Annotated in this window: 17 protein-coding genes; 8 read left to right on the top strand and 9 right to left on the bottom strand. The window is 39.5% G+C overall.

Annotated elements, in window-relative coordinates; genetic code table 11:
- Window positions 1-442: 442 nt before the first annotated feature.
- Window positions 443-766, bottom strand: a complete 324-nt coding sequence (yciH, locus tag C9J12_RS15610) for a stress response translation initiation inhibitor YciH (protein ID WP_107243559.1) — start codon at window positions 764-766, stop codon at window positions 443-445.
- A 119-nt stretch (window positions 767-885) separates the two neighbouring features.
- Between yciH and C9J12_RS15605 the strand changes: the two genes are divergently transcribed.
- Both C9J12_RS15605 and C9J12_RS15600 read left to right on the top strand, forming a co-directional pair.
- On the top strand, window positions 886-1,491 hold the full coding sequence (locus C9J12_RS15605) for an HAD family hydrolase (RefSeq protein ID WP_011221002.1): 606 nt from the start codon (window positions 886-888) through the stop codon (window positions 1,489-1,491).
- 111 nt (window positions 1,492-1,602) lie between these two features.
- Window positions 1,603-2,115, top strand: coding sequence for an ATP-dependent zinc protease family protein (locus tag C9J12_RS15600; RefSeq protein ID WP_107243558.1), 513 nt, complete (start codon window positions 1,603-1,605; stop codon window positions 2,113-2,115).
- Between the two features lie 120 nt (window positions 2,116-2,235).
- Here the strand turns inward: C9J12_RS15600 and C9J12_RS15595 are convergent, their stop codons facing one another.
- Window positions 2,236-2,601 carry a DUF3319 domain-containing protein gene (locus C9J12_RS15595; protein WP_107243557.1) on the bottom strand — a complete coding sequence of 122 codons (366 nt, stop codon included), beginning with the start codon at window positions 2,599-2,601 and terminating at the stop codon, window positions 2,236-2,238.
- Between the two features lie 246 nt (window positions 2,602-2,847).
- Here C9J12_RS15595 and C9J12_RS15590 point away from each other — a divergent pair, with 246 nt between their 5' ends.
- Window positions 2,848-3,819 (top strand): tyrosine-type recombinase/integrase, encoded by a 972-nt coding sequence (locus tag C9J12_RS15590; RefSeq protein WP_107243556.1) that lies wholly within the window; start codon window positions 2,848-2,850, stop codon window positions 3,817-3,819.
- Between the two features lie 39 nt (window positions 3,820-3,858).
- Here C9J12_RS15590 and C9J12_RS15585 read toward each other — a convergent pair whose 3' ends face one another.
- The 5 genes from C9J12_RS15585 to C9J12_RS15565 form a co-directional block, all read right to left on the bottom strand.
- Window positions 3,859-4,494 (bottom strand): putative adenosine monophosphate-protein transferase Fic, encoded by a 636-nt coding sequence (locus C9J12_RS15585; RefSeq protein WP_107243555.1) that lies wholly within the window; start codon window positions 4,492-4,494, stop codon window positions 3,859-3,861.
- Window positions 4,484-4,708 (bottom strand): YhfG family protein, encoded by a 225-nt coding sequence (locus C9J12_RS15580; protein WP_107243554.1) that lies wholly within the window; start codon window positions 4,706-4,708, stop codon window positions 4,484-4,486. Before C9J12_RS15580 ends, C9J12_RS15585 begins: the two co-directional genes overlap by 11 nt.
- Before the next feature lie 116 nt (window positions 4,709-4,824).
- Window positions 4,825-5,817 carry a D-alanine--D-alanine ligase gene (locus C9J12_RS15575; RefSeq protein ID WP_107243553.1) on the bottom strand — a complete coding sequence of 331 codons (993 nt, stop codon included), beginning with the start codon at window positions 5,815-5,817 and terminating at the stop codon, window positions 4,825-4,827.
- Between the two features lie 218 nt (window positions 5,818-6,035).
- A complete protein-coding gene (locus C9J12_RS15570) occupies window positions 6,036-6,599 on the bottom strand; it encodes a sugar O-acetyltransferase (RefSeq protein WP_107243552.1) in 564 nt (187 codons plus the stop codon).
- 86 nt (window positions 6,600-6,685) lie between these two features.
- On the bottom strand, window positions 6,686-7,225 hold the full coding sequence (locus tag C9J12_RS15565) for an SPOR domain-containing protein (protein ID WP_107243551.1): 540 nt from the start codon (window positions 7,223-7,225) through the stop codon (window positions 6,686-6,688).
- 171 nt (window positions 7,226-7,396) lie between these two features.
- On the opposite strand from C9J12_RS15565, the gene C9J12_RS15560 reads away from it, so the two are divergent.
- Window positions 7,397-7,906, top strand: coding sequence for a DUF2301 domain-containing membrane protein (locus C9J12_RS15560; protein ID WP_107243550.1), 510 nt, complete (start codon window positions 7,397-7,399; stop codon window positions 7,904-7,906).
- 235 nt (window positions 7,907-8,141) lie between these two features.
- Window positions 8,142-10,871, top strand: coding sequence for a bifunctional acetate--CoA ligase family protein/GNAT family N-acetyltransferase (locus tag C9J12_RS15555; protein ID WP_107243549.1), 2,730 nt, complete (start codon window positions 8,142-8,144; stop codon window positions 10,869-10,871).
- 141 nt (window positions 10,872-11,012) lie between these two features.
- On the opposite strand, the gene C9J12_RS15550 is transcribed toward C9J12_RS15555, so the two are convergent.
- Window positions 11,013-11,906, bottom strand: a complete 894-nt coding sequence (locus C9J12_RS15550) for a LysR family transcriptional regulator (protein WP_107243548.1) — start codon at window positions 11,904-11,906, stop codon at window positions 11,013-11,015.
- A gap of 264 nt (window positions 11,907-12,170) precedes the next feature.
- Here C9J12_RS15550 and C9J12_RS15545 point away from each other — a divergent pair, with 264 nt between their 5' ends.
- Both C9J12_RS15545 and C9J12_RS15540 read left to right on the top strand, forming a co-directional pair.
- Window positions 12,171-13,010, top strand: a complete 840-nt coding sequence (locus tag C9J12_RS15545) for a DUF4344 domain-containing metallopeptidase (RefSeq protein ID WP_107243547.1) — start codon at window positions 12,171-12,173, stop codon at window positions 13,008-13,010.
- A 247-nt stretch (window positions 13,011-13,257) separates the two neighbouring features.
- The gene (locus C9J12_RS15540; protein WP_107243546.1) at window positions 13,258-13,572 is read left to right on the top strand and encodes a hypothetical protein; all 315 of its coding nucleotides are present in this window, start codon (window positions 13,258-13,260) and stop codon (window positions 13,570-13,572) included.
- A gap of 113 nt (window positions 13,573-13,685) precedes the next feature.
- Here C9J12_RS15540 and C9J12_RS15535 read toward each other — a convergent pair whose 3' ends face one another.
- Window positions 13,686-14,963: an NRAMP family divalent metal transporter gene (locus C9J12_RS15535; RefSeq protein WP_193944678.1), complete on the bottom strand. Its 1,278-nt coding sequence runs from the start codon at window positions 14,961-14,963 to the stop codon at window positions 13,686-13,688.
- A 619-nt stretch (window positions 14,964-15,582) separates the two neighbouring features.
- Here C9J12_RS15535 and C9J12_RS15530 point away from each other — a divergent pair.
- Complete coding sequence (locus tag C9J12_RS15530; RefSeq protein WP_107243545.1) at window positions 15,583-18,879, top strand: YdbH domain-containing protein; 3,297 nt, start codon at window positions 15,583-15,585, stop codon at window positions 18,877-18,879.
- Window positions 18,880-18,885: the final 6 nt, after the last annotated feature.

Here is an 18,885-nt window from a genome sequence, read left to right as displayed (position 1 = left end):
TGCCGGTGCGCGCTATGGAATTCATGCCAGGTTCTTTAGGTTGTAAGTTGTTGATTTAACAGAGGTCAGTAGTTCAAAAAATGCATTTTTAGCATTAAAAGCCAAAATCTTTTAGTGCGCATTATGTACCTTATGTTAAATATGGTTTGGGGTAATTTAGTCTAATCATGGTATGGCTTCATCTTGCTCCCCGCTGCTTAACTGAGACCTTTTTTGCTCATCTTGATACATGCTATTTAACAGTAAGGCGTTATTTACCATAAAATAGGTAATTAACACCTTACTTTAAGGTACTGCTGCAAATGGTCAGTTTGCTTGGTACTTCAAGTTCTGTATTCATTACTACGCTACGCGTTATTGCTAGCCTGAAGATATACTTTTGCTAGATATTCGTTCAGCTTCAGGCTTTTTCAATAACAATGAGGCAATCGTTGCCATCGGCTTAGCCGCCGGCAAGTTTAACGGTGTGTCCTTCTTTTTCTAGCGCTGCTTTAATCACTTCACGCTTATCACCTTGAATCTCAATGGTGCCGTCTTTTATAGAGCCACCACAACCACATACTTTTTTAAGTTTAGCTGCCAGCAATTTTAGTTGTGCATCTTCCATATCAAGACCAGTCACAATACAAACACCCTTACCTTTACGGCCTTTAGTTTGGCGCTGGATACGGACAATACCGTCACCAGTTGGACGTTGAGGTTTGACTTTTTCTTCTGGAATGCGACCAGTCTCGGTCGAGAAAACTAAACGGCTGTTATCATTCATTATGTAATAATCCATGAATTTTCAGTTAATTGTGAGTGTGGTATTAAGATTACGCATTCAAGTTGCGTATTACCTTTTATCGCATACTATCAATAAAAGGTAGTTAAACGGAAACTCTAATGATTCGTAACGTGATTTTTGATTTCGGTGCTGTTCTATTTGAATGGAAACCGACCAAAATTGTTCAAACTTACACTGATTCAGTCTTTGAACAAGAGATGCTATTAAATGAAGTACTCTATCATCCTGATTGGGTAGCTCTTGATCGCGGCACAATGCTTATGGCTGAAGTTATTCCTAAATTTGCTGCGCGCACTGGATTTCCTGAAGCTAGAATGGAGGACTTTTTTGAACATATTCAAAACAGTCTTGAGAAAATCAGCTTAACGGAATCTATTTTTTACAAAGTGTTAGATCAAGGTTACTCATTATACTACCTAACCAACATGAGTAATGCTTTCTTTGATACGCTCAATGAACGTCACCCTTTTATTTCCTTTTTTAAAGGAGGCCTAGTGTCAGGTAACGAGTTAGTCATTAAACCAGAAGCTGAAATTTTTGAGTTATTACAAGCACGCTTTGAATTGGATGCCTCTGAGTCACTTTTTATTGATGATAATGAAGAAAACATCAATACCGCTCGCTCTTTAGGTTTTAAAACGATACATTTTAATCAGTCCAGTGATTGTTATAAACAAATCAAAAGTACACTTAACATAAATTGAATGAGTGTAAAGTGTTCTCTACATATTCATTCTTTTAAATACGTTGAACAACAACACTGAATCAATGTCTATTATTCATAGTAATACGAATATTTATAGTTAGGAGACAATGTGAAGAAAGTTCTTTTATCAGCCTTGATTCTATTTTCAACTGCTTCACCTTTTGTAATGGCAGGCAGTAAAGTGTCTAGTGATAAATCTATCGTAGGTCAAGTGGAAACGATTAAAATTCATGAGCTTGGGATGGATTATAAAGCACGAATTGATACGGGTGCTGCCACCACATCGATAAATGCTTATGATATTAAAGTGACCGGTGAAGATAGCAATAGTGATGACATGCGCGATCACCTTGGTGGCATGGTTGAATTTAAAACCAAAAATGAAGATGGTAAAGAAGCGACATATAAAGGGAAAATTATAAAGGTAAGCAAAATTCGTAATGCGCAAGGTGTTGAACGCCGTTATGCCGTTATTATGGATTTAGGGTGGAATGGTCAACATAAAGCCGTTGCGGTTAACTTACGTAATCGCAGTAAGCTTGATTACAAGCTTCTTATCGGTCGTAATTGGCTTGAGGGAAACTACTTAGTTGATGTGGAAAAATTGGATGACGACGATTAATTCCCCTATCCACTCATTATTGAACGGCACGACTCGTTTATAGCGACTCTGTAAAAACGCCCAATTGGGCGTTTTTGCTTACTGAATTTTATTATTAGACGTTATAAATATCTAGCGGTGTTACTTTTGTGCATTGAGTTTGATTATTACCATATCGAGATGCTTCTTGATCTTAACGGCTGGACCTTTCAATAGCTGGCCACGTAAAATTACATACCATTCATTGGGCTTACCACTATCATTGATTAGCTTAAAACCTCTGTAATCTTCTGATTGCTGGGCTGCTGATTCTTTCTGACGAGAGTTAATACCTTCAAAACTGTTTGGTGGTAAAAAGGCTTTCATATCACACCACCAATCGACACTTTTTTTAAGTAACGATAATTGTCCTGATACGGGATGACCATTAATCAATGTCTTCCAACCATCAGGTGCCCCAGTGCTATTTTCTATGATATAGCTACGATGAAACAGGCGTTTTTTCATACCAACTCCTTGGTGGAAACACTTGTGCAATATGGCAAGCTGTAATTATTGAATAATAAACATAATTCAAAATTTTTTTATTTAGATTTGTAATCTATTAAATTATTATTAATGACTATAATCTGTATAGCCTGATTTTGGTTATCAATCAAGTAAATGTTAACTTTGTATGTTTATCTACATTTTTTGCGATATCTGCTAATATAATTAGTAATCAACATAAAGTTATAGTGCACTAGGGAGGTGATGATGAAAGGTATCGTGGCGATAAAAGACACAAGACAACTAAAAAGTAGCCGTTCTGAATTTTCAGTTATTATGGATAGCATTGAGCTTTGGCAATCATTAACGCATCAAAAATACGCTAAAAATACACTCCTCGCTTTTAAAAACGATTGGAATAACTTTATCCTTTACTGCGAAAGTCATAAGCGCACTGTGTTGCCAGCATCTGTCGACACAGTGCATGGATTTATCGAGTTAATGGCAAAAAAGCGAAAACTAGCCAGCCTAAAACGTTACATTGTCACTATTGGTTTGGTACATCGTTGCCATGCCCTACCAGACCCATGTGCTCATACTGAAATTCGCTTAGTGATGAGGAAGCAACGCATTGATAAACATCATGATTATAACAATGCTCGTGCATTTAGAGATGACCATCTACAGCAATTGCTTACTCTATTTGAAACCTCTCCAAAAGTAAAAGATATTCGAGATATGGCAATTTGGTCGGTTGCATTTGAAGCAATGCTAAAACGCAGTGAATTGTCAGATTTGACCGTCGATAAATTAGAGACTGACTCAGAAGGCTTAATCTATATAACATTAGGTGATCGTGTTATCCCGCTCAGCGCTATTGCGTCAAACGCCCTACAGCGCTGGATAACTATCGGCATTATTGATACCGGTTACATTTTTAGACGAATTGATCGCCACAGTAATATAGGTGTTTTACCTTTAGATCATTCTTCAATATATCGCGTATTCCGTAGGGCAAGCGAAGAATTAGGATTGCCAGCCAATGTTATATTTTCAGGCCAGTCACCTCGCGTAGGAGCTGCTAAAGATTTGTCTGATGCGGGATTGTCGATCAGTGAGATACAAAGCCATGGTCGTTGGAAGAGCCCTGCTATGCCTGCTCAATATGTGGGGAATACAGAAAAAAGAGACCAAGAAATGGCAAAGTTTTTAAAAGATAAGCCTTGGGAGAACTGATATTCCTTGTTTAGAGAGTCATGATTGCCATGTGTATCTCTAACTAGGGCTATCGGTCCAATGTTCTTTATAGCCTTGTTGAACATCTATATATACCGTAATTCGTTCAAATAGTTTTTCTAGAGGATGCAAGTCACCAAAGTATCCCGCTTGATTGGCATCAACCCATTCTTTTAAGTTGATGCCTTCCCAACAAATTTCATAACCCGCGTTAATGGCTAGAATTTCAAAAAAGATCCGCTGTACCCTTCCATTACCTTCACGAAATGGGTGGATAACATTAAGCTCGCAGTAATAATGGGAGATACGTTTAATGAAGGCATCGAACGGTAAATTACGCAATAAATTATCATTGTTAAGCTGGATAAAAAGACGTTCTGTTTCACGTTCTATATTATGAACATGGCAAAAACGTGTTTGTCCTTTCGTAATATCGACACTGCGAATTTTACCAGCCCAACGGTACAGATCTTGAAATAAAGTGAAGTGAATTTTACAGAGGTATTGTAGGTTAAATTGCTCGAATTCAGGCTCAAAATGTTCTGCTCGCACTTTTGTGAAATCTCTTTCAGCCAAGGCAAGAGTATCTTCGTCAGTAATCGATAAACGGTTAATCAATACCGATGTATTTGGGTAACAATCGGGATCATGACTAACACCATACTTATCTATCATAATATCGTATCAAACTTTCTATCTGTTCTTTTTCCGATTGAGTACTCTTAGTTTCACGTTTTGTCGGCTCTGTATCAAACCCTTCCAATTGAAGGCTTGCCTTGTAGTTACGTGAAGATAACCGCTTAAATTGTTTACGCATTTGATCTGTTGTTAGCTTTGATTCGGTATTTTCCGTCGTTTCAGCTTTTAGCATATGCGCTTCTTTTTGCATGATCTTCCTTGATGGATATCTACTACGAGTATTACAGGATTAAGAAAAAACGCCAATTAAAAAGCCACTCTGATAATAACCAGAATGGCTTCTAGAACGTAACCACGCATTACGTTTTACTTAGCAGCAGTTTTGATCGCTGTTTCGATAAACCCTGCAAAGCTATGCCCATGATGCTCTAGCATTTTAGGGAACATTGAGATTGGCGTCATACCTGGGAATGTATTAATTTCGTTCAGTAAGATTTCGTCGTCTTCACTCAAGAAGAAATCAATACGAGAAAGATCTTTCAATTTCATCTGGGTAAAAGCTTTACGCGCATATTCGCGAATTAACTCAACTTGTTCATCAGTTAAGTTTTCAGCTTCGACCGTTGTAACTGAATGGCTATCGGTACTGTATTTCTCTTCGTAGCTGTAGAACTTATCTTCAGGACAAGCAACTTCACCAGGCTTGGAGATAACCAGCTCATCACCGTATTGATATGCTGCGATTTCTAATTCACGCGGCTTAATTGTTTTTTCAATCAGCACTTGATTAGAGTAGGTAAACGCATTGTTTACCGCTTCTGCCAGCTCATCTTTATTTGCGACACTGTAACAACCTACCGATGACCCCTGAGAGGCCGCCTTAACAAAGACCTTGCCCCAGTCATCAAATGCTTTCGCCGCTAATTCGTGTGCAGCTGCGTCATTTTCACTTAAGAAGATATAAGGCGTATTCGGTATGTTTAGTGCGTCAAACCACAATTTAGTGGTGATCTTATTAAAACAATTCGTGCTAGATTCAGCATCACAGCCCAAATAAGGCAGGCCTGCCATTTCTAAGAATGATTGTAAATCACCCGTTTCACCAGGGTAACCGTGAACACATGGAATAACGTAATTAATCGGTGTTTTATCGTCGCCAACTTGAAGCGTACGATCGAGATTTAGCTGGCACAATGCATTATTCGCATCAAACCAACCTTCCGTTTTCATTTCAACACGGGTGTAAGACACACCTTCAATGCTTTTTAATTGTTGCTCGATATAATTAGCTGATACGAGAGAAACTTCGTGTTCAGCACTGCCACCGCCGCAGAGTAATAAAACATGGATCGAGCTCATTTTTATCCCTTTTAACACTGTCGGCAAAAATGTATCGACCGACTAAATTAGTTTGTCTGTAATGACGTATGCAGAAAAATGCAAAAAAGCACGCCAACACAATAAATATAACCCCATATTAATAAAAAAAAGCGAACTATTGCACCTTCTCTTACTTCTATTGGTTAAATATCTCAGTTTTACACTTAAAGCCAGCCGATATGACCAACTAAATAGCATTAATCAGCTGTATCGCTACTGTTAATTACTCGAATAACCTTCGCAGGCGTACCACCAACGAGTGTATCAGGCGGAACATCATGTGTAACAACACTACCAGCCGCGACGACTGAACGAGCACCAATGGTGACACCCTGACAGATCGATACATTACCACCAATCCAAACATCATTTTCGACAGTAATTGACTTACACCACGACTCCCATCGTCGACGAGATTCATGATCGAGTGAGTGTGTTGGCGTAAAAAACTGCGTCGATGGGCCAATTAACACATTATCGCCAATATAAATATCGGCATTATCTAGCATCACGATACCAGCATTAAGAAAAGTGCTGCTACCTATATGAATGGTTTTACCAAACTCGCAGCTGAAAGGCATGCGTATTACTGAGTTATCTCCCAAAGAACCGAGTAACAATTTCAATAATGCTTGGTGTTGAGATGAAGGCGACGATCGTAGCTGAATAATCAGTAACTCTGATTGCTGACGCAAAGTATCAATTGAGGCATCGTTACCATCGTATAGCAACCCTGAGCGCATTTTCTCTAATTCATTCATCTTGCTTAATTACCCTATCCAGCCATCATGGTAGCTTCAGATTATGTTGAGAAAAAAGAGAGCTCAAAGGCTCTCTTAATTTAGGATTAATTCAAACGGGAAAGTTTTGGTGTTGCTGATGCTTTAATCTCATCGAGGCTACGAATAAAGGGGCCATAATCTTTAACGTCTTGCGGTAATGCATTAAGAAAACGCTTAGCTTGTGCACGGCTATCAAATTGTCCATACAATAAGGTGTACCACGGTAATCCCTGCAGCTCTTTTTTATTCATCCATACTGGTTGGTTCGACGGAAGCTTATTCATATAAGTCGTGAAATTTTGATTATGACTCAATGCTAGCACTTGAATGGTGTAACCTTGATTAGTTACATTCGCGTACTTATAAACCGTTTTTTTAGGTTTTTCTACTGGCTTTACTGGCTCAGAAATAGCTTCTTCTGTGTATGCAACGGTTGTATCTTCCGTTGTTTTTTCAACTTTTGCTTCTTGCAAATGATCCATCATTGCAATTTGCTCTGCTGAATACACCTCTTCAGACGAAGACGTCGTCAGTTGCATTGTTTCTGAATCTGATGCACAACCCGCTAATACCGTAACTACGGCTAAAACAGCTATTTTTTTCATTACTTCTCTGCCAAAACGATATCTGCTTTTATTTTGCAGCCGTATGGATTACCGATCAAGCCTAAGCTTAAGATAGATCAATAACTATCGGTCATAAGTCACATGAATTAGGTTCAATTAGCCATATAACAGCCGTACAATATTGCACTATTAACAATTTTGGAGTTAACAATGGCAGATCCTCATATTAAGTGCGAATTAGACGGACTTGATAAACTTACCGTTCTACTGTACCGCTGCGCCCTTACCTTTTCTGCAATTATCATGTCTATTGTTGTATGGGAACCTACATTTGCTATTCCAGCCTTGGTTATAGCGGCACTGATTGCATCATCAACTGTACACATTTACGACAAGCGTTTTCGTTGGCTAATTCAAGGCAGTGGCTTATTTGCAGCAGTATGGTTAATTTCAGGCTTATGGCAACCTTTAGCATTAGGGGCGGCGCTGTTTGCATTTAGTGCATTAGCGATTAAAGAATACTTCTGCTTTCAACTAAAAATATTAATGCTAACACCTATTGCGCTTGCGGGCTTTTGGTTCTGCCTCGTGTTCGGACAAGAACATATTAGTATTGCTTTTAGCATGTCTGGTTCAATTTTACTGGCGGTTACAGCTTTCTCTAAATGGCGTATGCCACTGCATTACGATATTGGTGACAAGACGCGTTACCAAGTATAAATACTCTCTTAGCGGTATTTTTCAAGGTAGTTGGCACTCTTTACTTAAAAGATAAACTCAAGGATGCTACGGATAGAAAGTCCTTGGGTTTGATCACAGCCTCCATACATTAGTCAGAAACTCCCCTCGTCATCCGCTAATATACCCAAGCTACCTCAAGATGCTCGTTTCAGCGAGAATTGAGGTAGCTTGGGTATATCATTATGATATTTCAATATAAATTCGGGGTGAGAATATGAACGGATTGGATAAACTGCTTAAGCCAAAATCCATTACCGTTATTGGCGCATCAGATAACCCAAATAGAGCGGGTAACGTTGTTATTCGTAATTTGCTCGCAGGAAGTTTTCATGGACCGATAATGCCCGTTACGCCAAAGTATGATGCCGTTGCCGGCGTGCTTGCTTATCCTACTATTGATAGCCTTCCCCGAATTCCCGATCTCGCGATACTTTGCACCAATGCGCATCGTAATGCCGATATTATTGATCAGCTGGGTAAAAAAGGCGTGAAGTTCGCTATCGTCTTGGCGGCAGGTATGAATACAAGCGTTTCTTCAAAAGGTGAGTCAGAAGAAACAAAAATGTATAACGTCGCCAAGCAACACGGAATGCGTATTGTAGGCCCTAATAGTATGGGGCTAATCTTACCTTGGTTAAACCTGAATGCATCGTTTTCCCCTATTTCAGCCAATAAGGGTAACATTGCATTTATCTCTCAATCTGCTGCAGTTTGCACCACGATTCTTGATTGGGCTAAAAACAAAAGCATTGGTTTTTCTACTTTCCTTTCGCTGGGTGATGCGTGTGATGTTAACTTTGCAGAGTTGCTTGATTACTTATGCAGAGACAGTAAAACCGAAGCAATTTTATTGTACGTCGACTCAATAAAAGATGCTCGTCGCTTTATGTCTGCTGCACGAGCGGCTGCACGAAATCGTCGAATTCTTGTATTAAAAAGTGGCAGAACAGAAGCAGGTAGTGCAGCTGCACACCTACATACTGGCGGTGAAATTGGGCTTGATGCGGTATATGACGCCGCCATTCGACGATCAGGTATGTTACGCGTACACAATACCCACGAGTTATTCGCAGCAGTAGAAACATTAGCGCACTCAGTGCCGTTACGTGGTGAACGACTCGCCATCATCACCAATGGTGGCGGGCCCGCAATTATGGCGGTAGATGCCTTATCTGATCGCGGCGGAAAACTGGCAGTGTTAAGCAATGAAACCATCGAGAAGTTATCAGACGTTTTACCCTCTTGCTGGTCACATGCAAACCCCGTCGATATTATTGGCGACGCTGATGTCACACGGTATGAAAAAGCAGTCAACATATTATTAGACAGCGATGATTTCGATGCGTTATTAATCATGCACTCACCATCCGCTATTGCCCCTGGTAATAAAACCGCGCAACGTTTAACGGAAGTATTAGCCGCTCACCCTCGCACTAAGCGCTTTAATGTACTTACCAATTGGTCGGGTGAGAACGAAGCAGCACAATCGCGAAAAATCTTCACTGAAGCGGGCTTTCCTGCTTATCGCACCCCAGAAAGTGCTATTTCAGCCTTCATGCACTTAGTCGAATACCGACGAAATCAAAAACAATTGATGGAAACACCTATTTCATTTGGTGATACATCGATTGTATCGGGTGAAAACAAGCGTAACCCACGCCACGTTCACGATGTATTGAACCACTTGCTTGCACAAGACATCACCCATTTAGAAACACATGAAGTACGCCCTGTACTTGAAAGCTATGGCTTTAAAACGCTACCAACGTGGATAGCATCTGACCCTGCTGAAGCCGTGCATATTGCAGAACAAATTGGTTACCCCGTTGCTATTAAACTTCGCTCACCAGATATTCGCCATAAATCAGAAGTACACGGTGTATTGTTGCACTTGCGCACTGCCGATGAAGTAGCCAATGGCGCACAAGCTATTTTAGATCGCGTCTCAATGAATTACCCGAGTGCACGTATCGATGGCTTATTAGTACAGCGCATGGCAAGCCGCTCTGGCGCACAGGAATTACGTGTTTCTGTTCACAATGATTCGGTGTTTGGCCCTGTTATTTTAATGGGTGAAGATGCTGCTGCGTGGAATATTCACAAAGATGCCGCTGTTGCGATTCCTCCTTTGAATATGGCGTTAGCCCGCTATATGGTTATCAATGCAATTAAAACGGGCAAAATCAGACAACGCAGTAGCCTTGAACAAATTGATATTCCTGCACTGTGTAATTTATTAGTGAAGATATCGCAGCTAATCATCGATTGCCCTGAAATCGTCGATTTTGATATTCACCCACTGTTAGCATCGGGCACTGATATGACAGTGATTGATGCATCAATGACGTTACATCCATTCAGTGGCGACAAACAAGCACGCTTGGCTATTCGCCCATACCCCAAAGAACACGAAGAATCATTCACCTTAAAAGATGGGCGTAAAATATTATTAAGGCCAATCTTGCCTGAAGACGAACCCAAGCATAAAGATTTCATCTCGCATGTGTCTGTTGACGATTTATATAAGCGCTTCTTTTCCGATGTTGGCGAATTTAATCATGAAGCGTTAGCCAATTTTACCCAAATTGATTACGACAGAGAAATGGCATTCGTCGCCACCAGCCTAATCACCAACGATGAAGGAAAACCAGAAGAAATTATCATTGGTGTTACTCGCGCTTTATCGGATCCTGAAAATGTTGAGTCTGAATTTGCGATCTTAGTAAGATCTGATTTGAAAGGCGTAGGGTTAGGCCGGATCTTAATGGAGAAAATCATCCGTTACTGCACACAGAGTGGTGTTAAAAGAATAACCGGAATGACGATGCCTTCTAACCGAGGCATGATAATGCTCGCCCAAAAGGTTGGTTTTAAAATTGACGTTCAAATGGCTGATGGCGTTGTTGAGATGCTCTTACCATTAGCAACCGATACACCAGAATAGTGATGAAAAAAGCGAGTTAATAACATTAATAATAAGACTCACCGTTATTAACTCGCCTTCTTACTTTGGTATTAACCGCATAATGCTAACGCTGATTGTAGCACTGTAAACTATTATCAAGACGCTGCGTTGAATTAAGTACTAGTTGAGCTGTTTTTTCCAAAGTTTTTCAATTTTTTTAATACACCACACTTTTGCTTTGCCCATTTGATTTCGATTCCATGCAAGCACCATATCAAGCTCGTAAACAGGATCATCACCAATCACTTCCAGCTCACCGCTTTCAAGTGCCGACTGTGCATAACACATAGGTAATGTGCCAATTCCCATACCTGTTTTTAACGCCGCCAACTTATCATTCATCGTACTGACTGTAACAAGAGCTTGTTCTTCTAGAATATTATGCGATAGAGGTGGCATATTACGTGCGGTGTCAGCAACCGCAATCGCAAGATATTGTTTACGAACAGCAGGATCTAACGGGTTCTCTTGTTTATGAATAGGATGATCAGGATGAGCAACCCACAGAGTCGCTAATTTACCTAACGGTTGAATTTTCACTTCAGGAGGTGCAACAGTAGGTGCCGGTGCAATCAATAAATCGGCACGATCTTGCGCTAATGCTTCCCAACAACCTGCAAGAATCTCTTCTTTAAAGCGAATACGGGTTTTGCTTTCTTTCCCCAATTCAGCCACCAGCGGTAGCATACTATTTACGCTCACTAGCCCATCATAAGCAATTGTTAAATCAAGCTCCCATCCATGCGCGAGTGCACTGGCATCTGCAATCATTTCATCGGCAGCTAATAATAATAACCGACCACGTTCAAGCAACAATTGCCCAGCTTTAGTAAAAACAGCTCGGTGTCCTGAACGATCAAAAATAACTAAATCCAGATCTTGTTCAAGCTTTTGAACTTGATAACTTAATGAAGATGGTGCTCTGCCTAATTCTTCTGAGGCTGCAGCAAAGCTTTTCCGACGATCTATCGCATCAAGTACGATCAAAGCTTCAAAAGATAGTAATTTATTCACGACATCTCCAATCTATGAATTGTTTAGCGTATATATGCCACTATTAATTTATAGTAACTAGTGATTATAATTATAAAAATTATCACGCAGTTATAAGCGATTTTAACCAACAAGGATGGTCAGGTACTTGTCTAGACTGATATTACACGTTATAGGCCACTGGTTTTTAAGTCAACGCTTTCAGAAGGACAAACAAGCATAGCAACACTTTCTTGTTAACTGACTATACTTATTCGTTTTTTTACATCATGGATGCTAACCACTATGTATATAAGATCCTCCTTAGCTATCGCATTAAGCTTTTCTTCTCAGTGTATTCGTTCTTGTGTTAAACCTGCGGTTATCCTGTGGCTAGCCAGTTCGTTTTCAGTGCATGCCAATTCCGAACAAGCTTCGACAACGCCAATAACATCTATTCCTACCGTTACATACCAATATCTAGAACCCAATTTAGCGCAAGATAAAAAAGCCATGCAATTAATTAAGCAATCAGATGCGATTAAGATGGTAAGCGACATAAGCCGCCAGCATGTGCAATTTTCACCCAAGCTCACTATTGTTTTCGGTGCAAAGGATGGCCCTCTCTATGATCCTGAAATCCACCAAATTCAGATTCCCTATCAATACATCAATGACGCGATGATACGCTTTACCCAAAACCATTATGCAGAAACAGGCATAGATGAAGTTCAAGCGACACTCGACACTTTAGCGCATACATTACTTCATGAATTAGGCCATGCATTTATCGCAGACAGAGACATTCCTATCTTGGGTAAAGAAGAAGATGCCGTCGATAATTTTGCAACAATAATACTACTCAACTATGTCGACAATGGTGCTGACATTGCAATCAGTTCAGCTGACCTCTTCGCTTTTGAAGATCAAGACATAGACACATTCGATGACCTCGATTTTATCGATGAACATAGTTTAGATATTCAACGTTACTTTCATATGCTGTGCTTAATTTATGGCAGTGATCCTGACGAATATAAAAGTTTGCTATCAGAAATCGATGATGGATCACGACAAGAACGTGAAGATACCTGCATTTATGAATATGAATCAATCTCTCGGAATTGGTTAAGGTATTTAAACTAATCTTGTCATTGAAATTAGGTATCCAGCCGCATTCAAATAATCAATAAAGTGAATATAATTTCAAAATCGCAAGTGTCACCCTCGGTAAATTTCTAACCTTAGCGATAATTTAGTCATTAGAGTGAATAAGCGGAATTTCTATAAGAGTGTGATCTACATAAAAAAATATCTATCCAATGTTGTTAGAGTATTGCCTCTACAAACGAAAAGTAGACTCTATTCAAAGCAAATATTAAGGATAATACGCATGACACCGAAATCTCTGACAGATACTATTTTATCGTTAAAGCAACACACTGCTCAAATCATAGAGATATCGACCCAAAGCAGTGATGATGTAATATCTCATGATATTCGCGAAATGGCGCTAACCGATTTACTCGAGATAGAACACACGATAGAACATATACAAGCATCTCTTAACACGGCAATCAATGCGCTTGATACCGACAATAAATACTTACTCAAAGATGCGTTATTTTCAGCCATGCATGCAATTAACCATCAATCGCCAGTGCGATCTTTTGACAAATACGAAAGCGCCCCCTCTCTTGCTGGATAAATCGTCAGAGTGGTATAAACAAATTTATCGCACAAAAAAGCCCTCACAATCTGAGGGCTTTTTTATTTGAGCAGTTATCTATTTGAATAAAATAACTATTTAAGATATCGCGGTTACATTAACCACTTCCACCAGATGAATATCGCAAGGAAGCCAAATAGATACGTTAAGCCAGCCCAAGACAACACTTTCATCGAACGGCTCATCGATAACTCTTCAGGTAGCTTAGTACGTGTTACCAGCAAATAGTTAACTAAAGCAAAGATTGGTGTGGTCATGAATGCCAGTACCATTGCGAAATCTAACATAGGCATAAGCGCCGATGTGAAGAACAATAAGATCCCCATTGCACTGCCGCCAACAATTAGCATCCAAGCATTGTGGTAACGACGCTGATCAAGTTCTTTCTTCTGAATAAGTAAATTGGCTTCTGCTAATGCACGTGAATAGCCATCGATTACCGTAATAGTACTACCGAAGATACAAAAGAAGGCGATAACAGCAATAAGGTAACGAGACCACTCACCAATCGTTGAGGCATACATACCCACTAGTTGATGCGAGAACCCAATACCTGATGTTTTCAACTCTGCACCATTACCGTTTAATACTAATGCCCCTAAGGCTAAAAATACGATAGCCAATAATGCTGTACCAATGTAGCCCACATTAAAATCAAACAGGGCCGACTTTACCGTTACATTTTGTTCTTTACGTTGGCTCTTCAACCACAAAGACGTTAAACATGAAATTTCAATTGGGGCAGGCATCCATCCCATCATCACAACAAGAAAACCAATAGAGGCAATGGCCCAAGGTGATGGAGCTTCAAAATCAGCAGGTGCAACACTGCCCTTACTTGCCGCCACAATTACCGCACTTACCGTTGCTATAACAAGTACAACCATGATGGTTTTCGACAGTGCATCAAGCGCCTTATAATGCCCTGCAAACAAAATAGCCAAACATGCCACCATCACGACACCCGCTAAAGTGGTTAACGGTAATTCGAATGGTAAAAAATATCCTAATAAGCTCGCACTAAATAGCAGCAAGGCTGCCGTATTCACAATACCTGAAATTAAGTTAAGCCCAGTGAATAACCATAAGTAACCGCGCCCCATTTCACTGTATCCTTGAATAAGGCTATTACCCGTGCCCATCGTATATTGAACACCAGCTCTAAAAAATGGGTATTTAAAAAAGTTAACTAATAGAATTAGCCCCGCCAATTGCCAGCCAAAAATTGCCCCCGCTTTTGTTGATGCAACAAGGTGTGAGCCGCCAACAGCAGCTGTTGCCATCATAATGCCAGGACCAAGGGAATGTATCAGTTGTTTTAACCGGCTACTCGGCACTGAACCAGTTGAAGCTGAAGCGGTATTTTGCATAATCACATCCTGATGATTTTTATAGTTGTTTTATTTATATTTTTTTAGTGCTATCAGGTTATTTCTTAACGCTGATAGCCTTTTTTCTCAGTTTTAAACAAAATTAGCAACCCTTCAAAATAACCCGTAAAGTGAATAAAACCACAAAATAACCAATACCCAGTTATTACCTCTATTTTATGAGTGTGTAACAGATCTGTTATCAGGTATAAATGATAAAAAAAACAATAAAAAAAACCTTTTATTTCAGTACTATTTGAGAAAAGCAGAATTTACATCTAGAAAACTCTCACTCACCTCGGCGACATGCCGACAGTGGAAAATAGTACGACTCATTGGTATAAAACCTCACCCAAGCACTATTCTTGGTTTTCTCTCTTTAATATGTACATTTCTTCTCAAAACATTTTTCTCATAATATAGACGAAAAAAATCCGCCTAATACACGCTTCACGGTTTATGCTTAAAAGACCTTATCAGACAGCTATCTACCTGATACAGATAATAATTATGTCCCGTAATAACACATTCAAATTCATTGGGAAGTGCATAGAAAACAAAACGAATACAGCAAAACACCAAACAACGCATTTATAGGGTGAAGTAATTACTGAAGGATATGACACAAACCGAATCTGACGTTCCATTAAAAACAACGAGTTCAACACCATCAAGAACTCACAAAAAGCGTTACCTACGCTTCATTCTGCTGTTTTTATTAATCAGTCTTTTGCTGCCCAGTATTTTTATTCCACCTTGGCTAGCCACTAAAGGGATAGAGATCATCTCAATTTCAGGCGTAAACTTTAATAATGGTTTAATGATAGAGAAGATCTCTGTGGTGATAAGCCAATATCGATTAAGGTTCACCAATATTTCTGTCGGGCGATTTATTGATAATGAAAGTGCTATATCTGCCGCCTCGTGGCGTTTATTTGCAGAAAAGACAGACATCCGGTTACCCACAGAGCTAGAGGGTACGCTAAATAAGCAAGGGATACGTCTGCAATACATTCACTTATTCGACACCTCACTCAACTTTACCGATTTATCTTCCCCCTATATATTCAGCGCCCATGCTAGACGTATCACAACTGCTGCATTTCATTCTGACGGTACAGAGCTTAGAGCAAAGCAAGCCGTTAACAATGTGGATTTAGTGCTAGCGACACAACCAGACTTCACGATCAGTGGAATGATTCAGCAAGGGGACTTTTCACTCTTTTTTCCTAACCTAAAAACATCACCACATTATCCACTGCAATTTAGTAAATCTAACTTTTCAATTGCTTGGCGTCCTAACAGTACACCGTTATCGATTCACATCGCTAAAATTGAACCAAGGTGGAAAACCATTAACGAAGGATTTAAACAGCACGTTACCAATGCATCGCTAGAAATGGATATCAACCGCCCAACAAAAACCATGATGTTACATGCAGACACGGCCTTACTCGATCAACCTACCCGACTACCTAGCTTTATCGAACAACCTGATAACGAAAACAAAAGCATTCATTTAGGGCAAACCATTGCAAACCTCGCCCAATTGCCCTTTAAAAAGCTAAAAGTGAAGAAGTTTACTTACGGACAACTGATTCTTGATGCCAAGCTCGTGCTTGAAACACCCACACTACAATCAGGAAAAAAATCTAAACTGGCGAGGTTCACTCTAAAAGGTAAAGCACTCGCCCCTAACCCTTACAACCTTAACGTACACATCAAACATTTAAATCAAGACGATGCGTATTTTACTGGCTTGATGTCGGGTCCTAAAGGTAATTCACTTAACTGTAAGGCAAACATTCGCTTTAGCCAGCCATTACCTAAAGACCTAACCTGTACTGCTGATTTTAAAAATACCAAAGATATTACCGAACGATTCAAATTCAACAATATCCCCAGTGCGAAGCTCATTCACCCTATTGTTATTACAGCAAAGCAATTGGAGAGTGATGAGAAAAACGTGGTGATTGATAACAAAGTAATCGATGCAAAGTATCAGATCGACATATCAATGCCAAAATCGTTACCCGTCGAACTCAATCATTATGCTGTATATGTGGCAGGGTTATTTTCCAACAATTTCACGACATTAAATAAACCGCATTCATTCAAAAAAACGAAGACTTCAATGCAAACTGTTGCCAATATCGAACTCATAACAGATGGGCAATTACGTTTAATCGCGCGATACCATCAAGAAAAATTCAAATTAACCTTAATCAATAAGTCGGAAATAATACGCTTAAAAAACAAAAAGACACAATCAGAAATTACACATGTATTCAAAGCATTAACGTGCGAAAGCAAGACACCACAACACACGTTACAATGTCACATAAAGGGGGATGTAAAAGCGAGAATAGCGTTTTTATCTCCCATCGAAAATCTGCATTTAAAGACATTTTCGCTACGTTCAAATCTCGATATGCAGTTAGGCAGTAATACTGCGATCTCTTTTCTTGATACTCAAATAGCAAGCGAGCGATTAGTCTATTCCGGTCATCCTGAGTTTCTGGTTTCTGAGGCCTCTAATGCCCAATTAAGCATTGATAGTCTATTACTCAATTACAACACAGTGAGTGGCTTAACATTAACCCAAGCCAAACCAACAGATGCCTCTTTTTCTGCGAGTTTATATGCAGAAAAAATTATTAATAACGCCCCTATTTCAGAGAAAAAACACCAACAGATTGAGACTAAAAACACACCGATCCCCACTCAAAAATACAGTGGAAAGCTTGAGCTTAGCATCGCTGAATTTCGTTTAAACAAGCCTATTGATAAGCCACTAAAACTACAAAGTAATTATCAAACAACAATAAGCATGAAACAGAATCAGCAGCGTTTACCCCCTTTTTCTAGTCAGGGAAACCTTTCTTTCAATCCTGAAAAGCTAATAATTACTGGTGATTTAACTAATTACAAAATGGCACGTTTAGCCCGTTTTACCGTTAATTCTTATCTGAAACGTCAAAAAACCCAAATAGAGTTACACCGTAATGAAGTCTCCTTTTCATCAACTAACTCTTTGAAAAAACACTTTTTGCCACATTTACCGATTGATTACGATCTTAACCAAGGCTCTGTTGCCTTACAGGCAAATGTTCTTATCGATAAAGGGGTTACCTCTGGAGATATATCACTCTTTGCAAATAGCTTGTCGGGCTACTATAGAGGATTTCATTTTGCGAATGTCGACTCTTCGACCACACTATTATTTACTCCTCAGGGTATTAAATCAAAGTTCCCCATTAGTATTCATGCCGAATTAGTACATTTAGGCGTGCTATTCAGCAATGTTTCTATGGTATTTGAATTAGACACAGCAAAAGAAAAATACCAGTTACACCGTGTATTTGCAGAGGTTTTCGGGGGCAATATTAGTACGCATAATGTATCAATTAATAGCCTGACTACGATTGAAAATATCCCTATCGTGATACATAACCTTCATCTTGAACAAGCCTTGGCACACATCGAGCACGAAGAAGTAGAATTAACGGGTATTTTAGATGGCCAAATACCATTGGCGATTCATGACGGTTTGCCTGTTGTAACGAACGGTAAGTTACACTCTCGATACCCTGGTGGTGTATTACGTTACTTAGAAGGCTCACGTATCGACAAAAATGTAGAGGCAGCAGGAGAAAATAGCATACTAGTCGTTAGTAAGATTCTCAAAAATTATAACTACGACGCGCTTGCTATTGATATAGACTATTCTAAAGAAGGTAAATTAAAAGCAAGTTCACGATTTAAAGGTCGTAATCCTCAGTTTCAAAATGGAAGACCTGTGAATTTAAACCTAAATATTGAAGACGACATTCCAGCATTACTAAAAACGATGAACGCTATTGATTCATCACAATTGGAAGGTCTATTTTTAAAACAGTTGGGTATAGATGAGTAGCAACTT

The sequence above is a fragment of the Photobacterium frigidiphilum genome, from assembly GCF_003025615.1.
Classification (GTDB): domain Bacteria; phylum Pseudomonadota; class Gammaproteobacteria; order Enterobacterales; family Vibrionaceae; genus Photobacterium; species Photobacterium frigidiphilum.
Note: the sequence above shows the minus strand (reverse complement) of the source record. Positions and strands in the feature narration are given on the sequence as shown.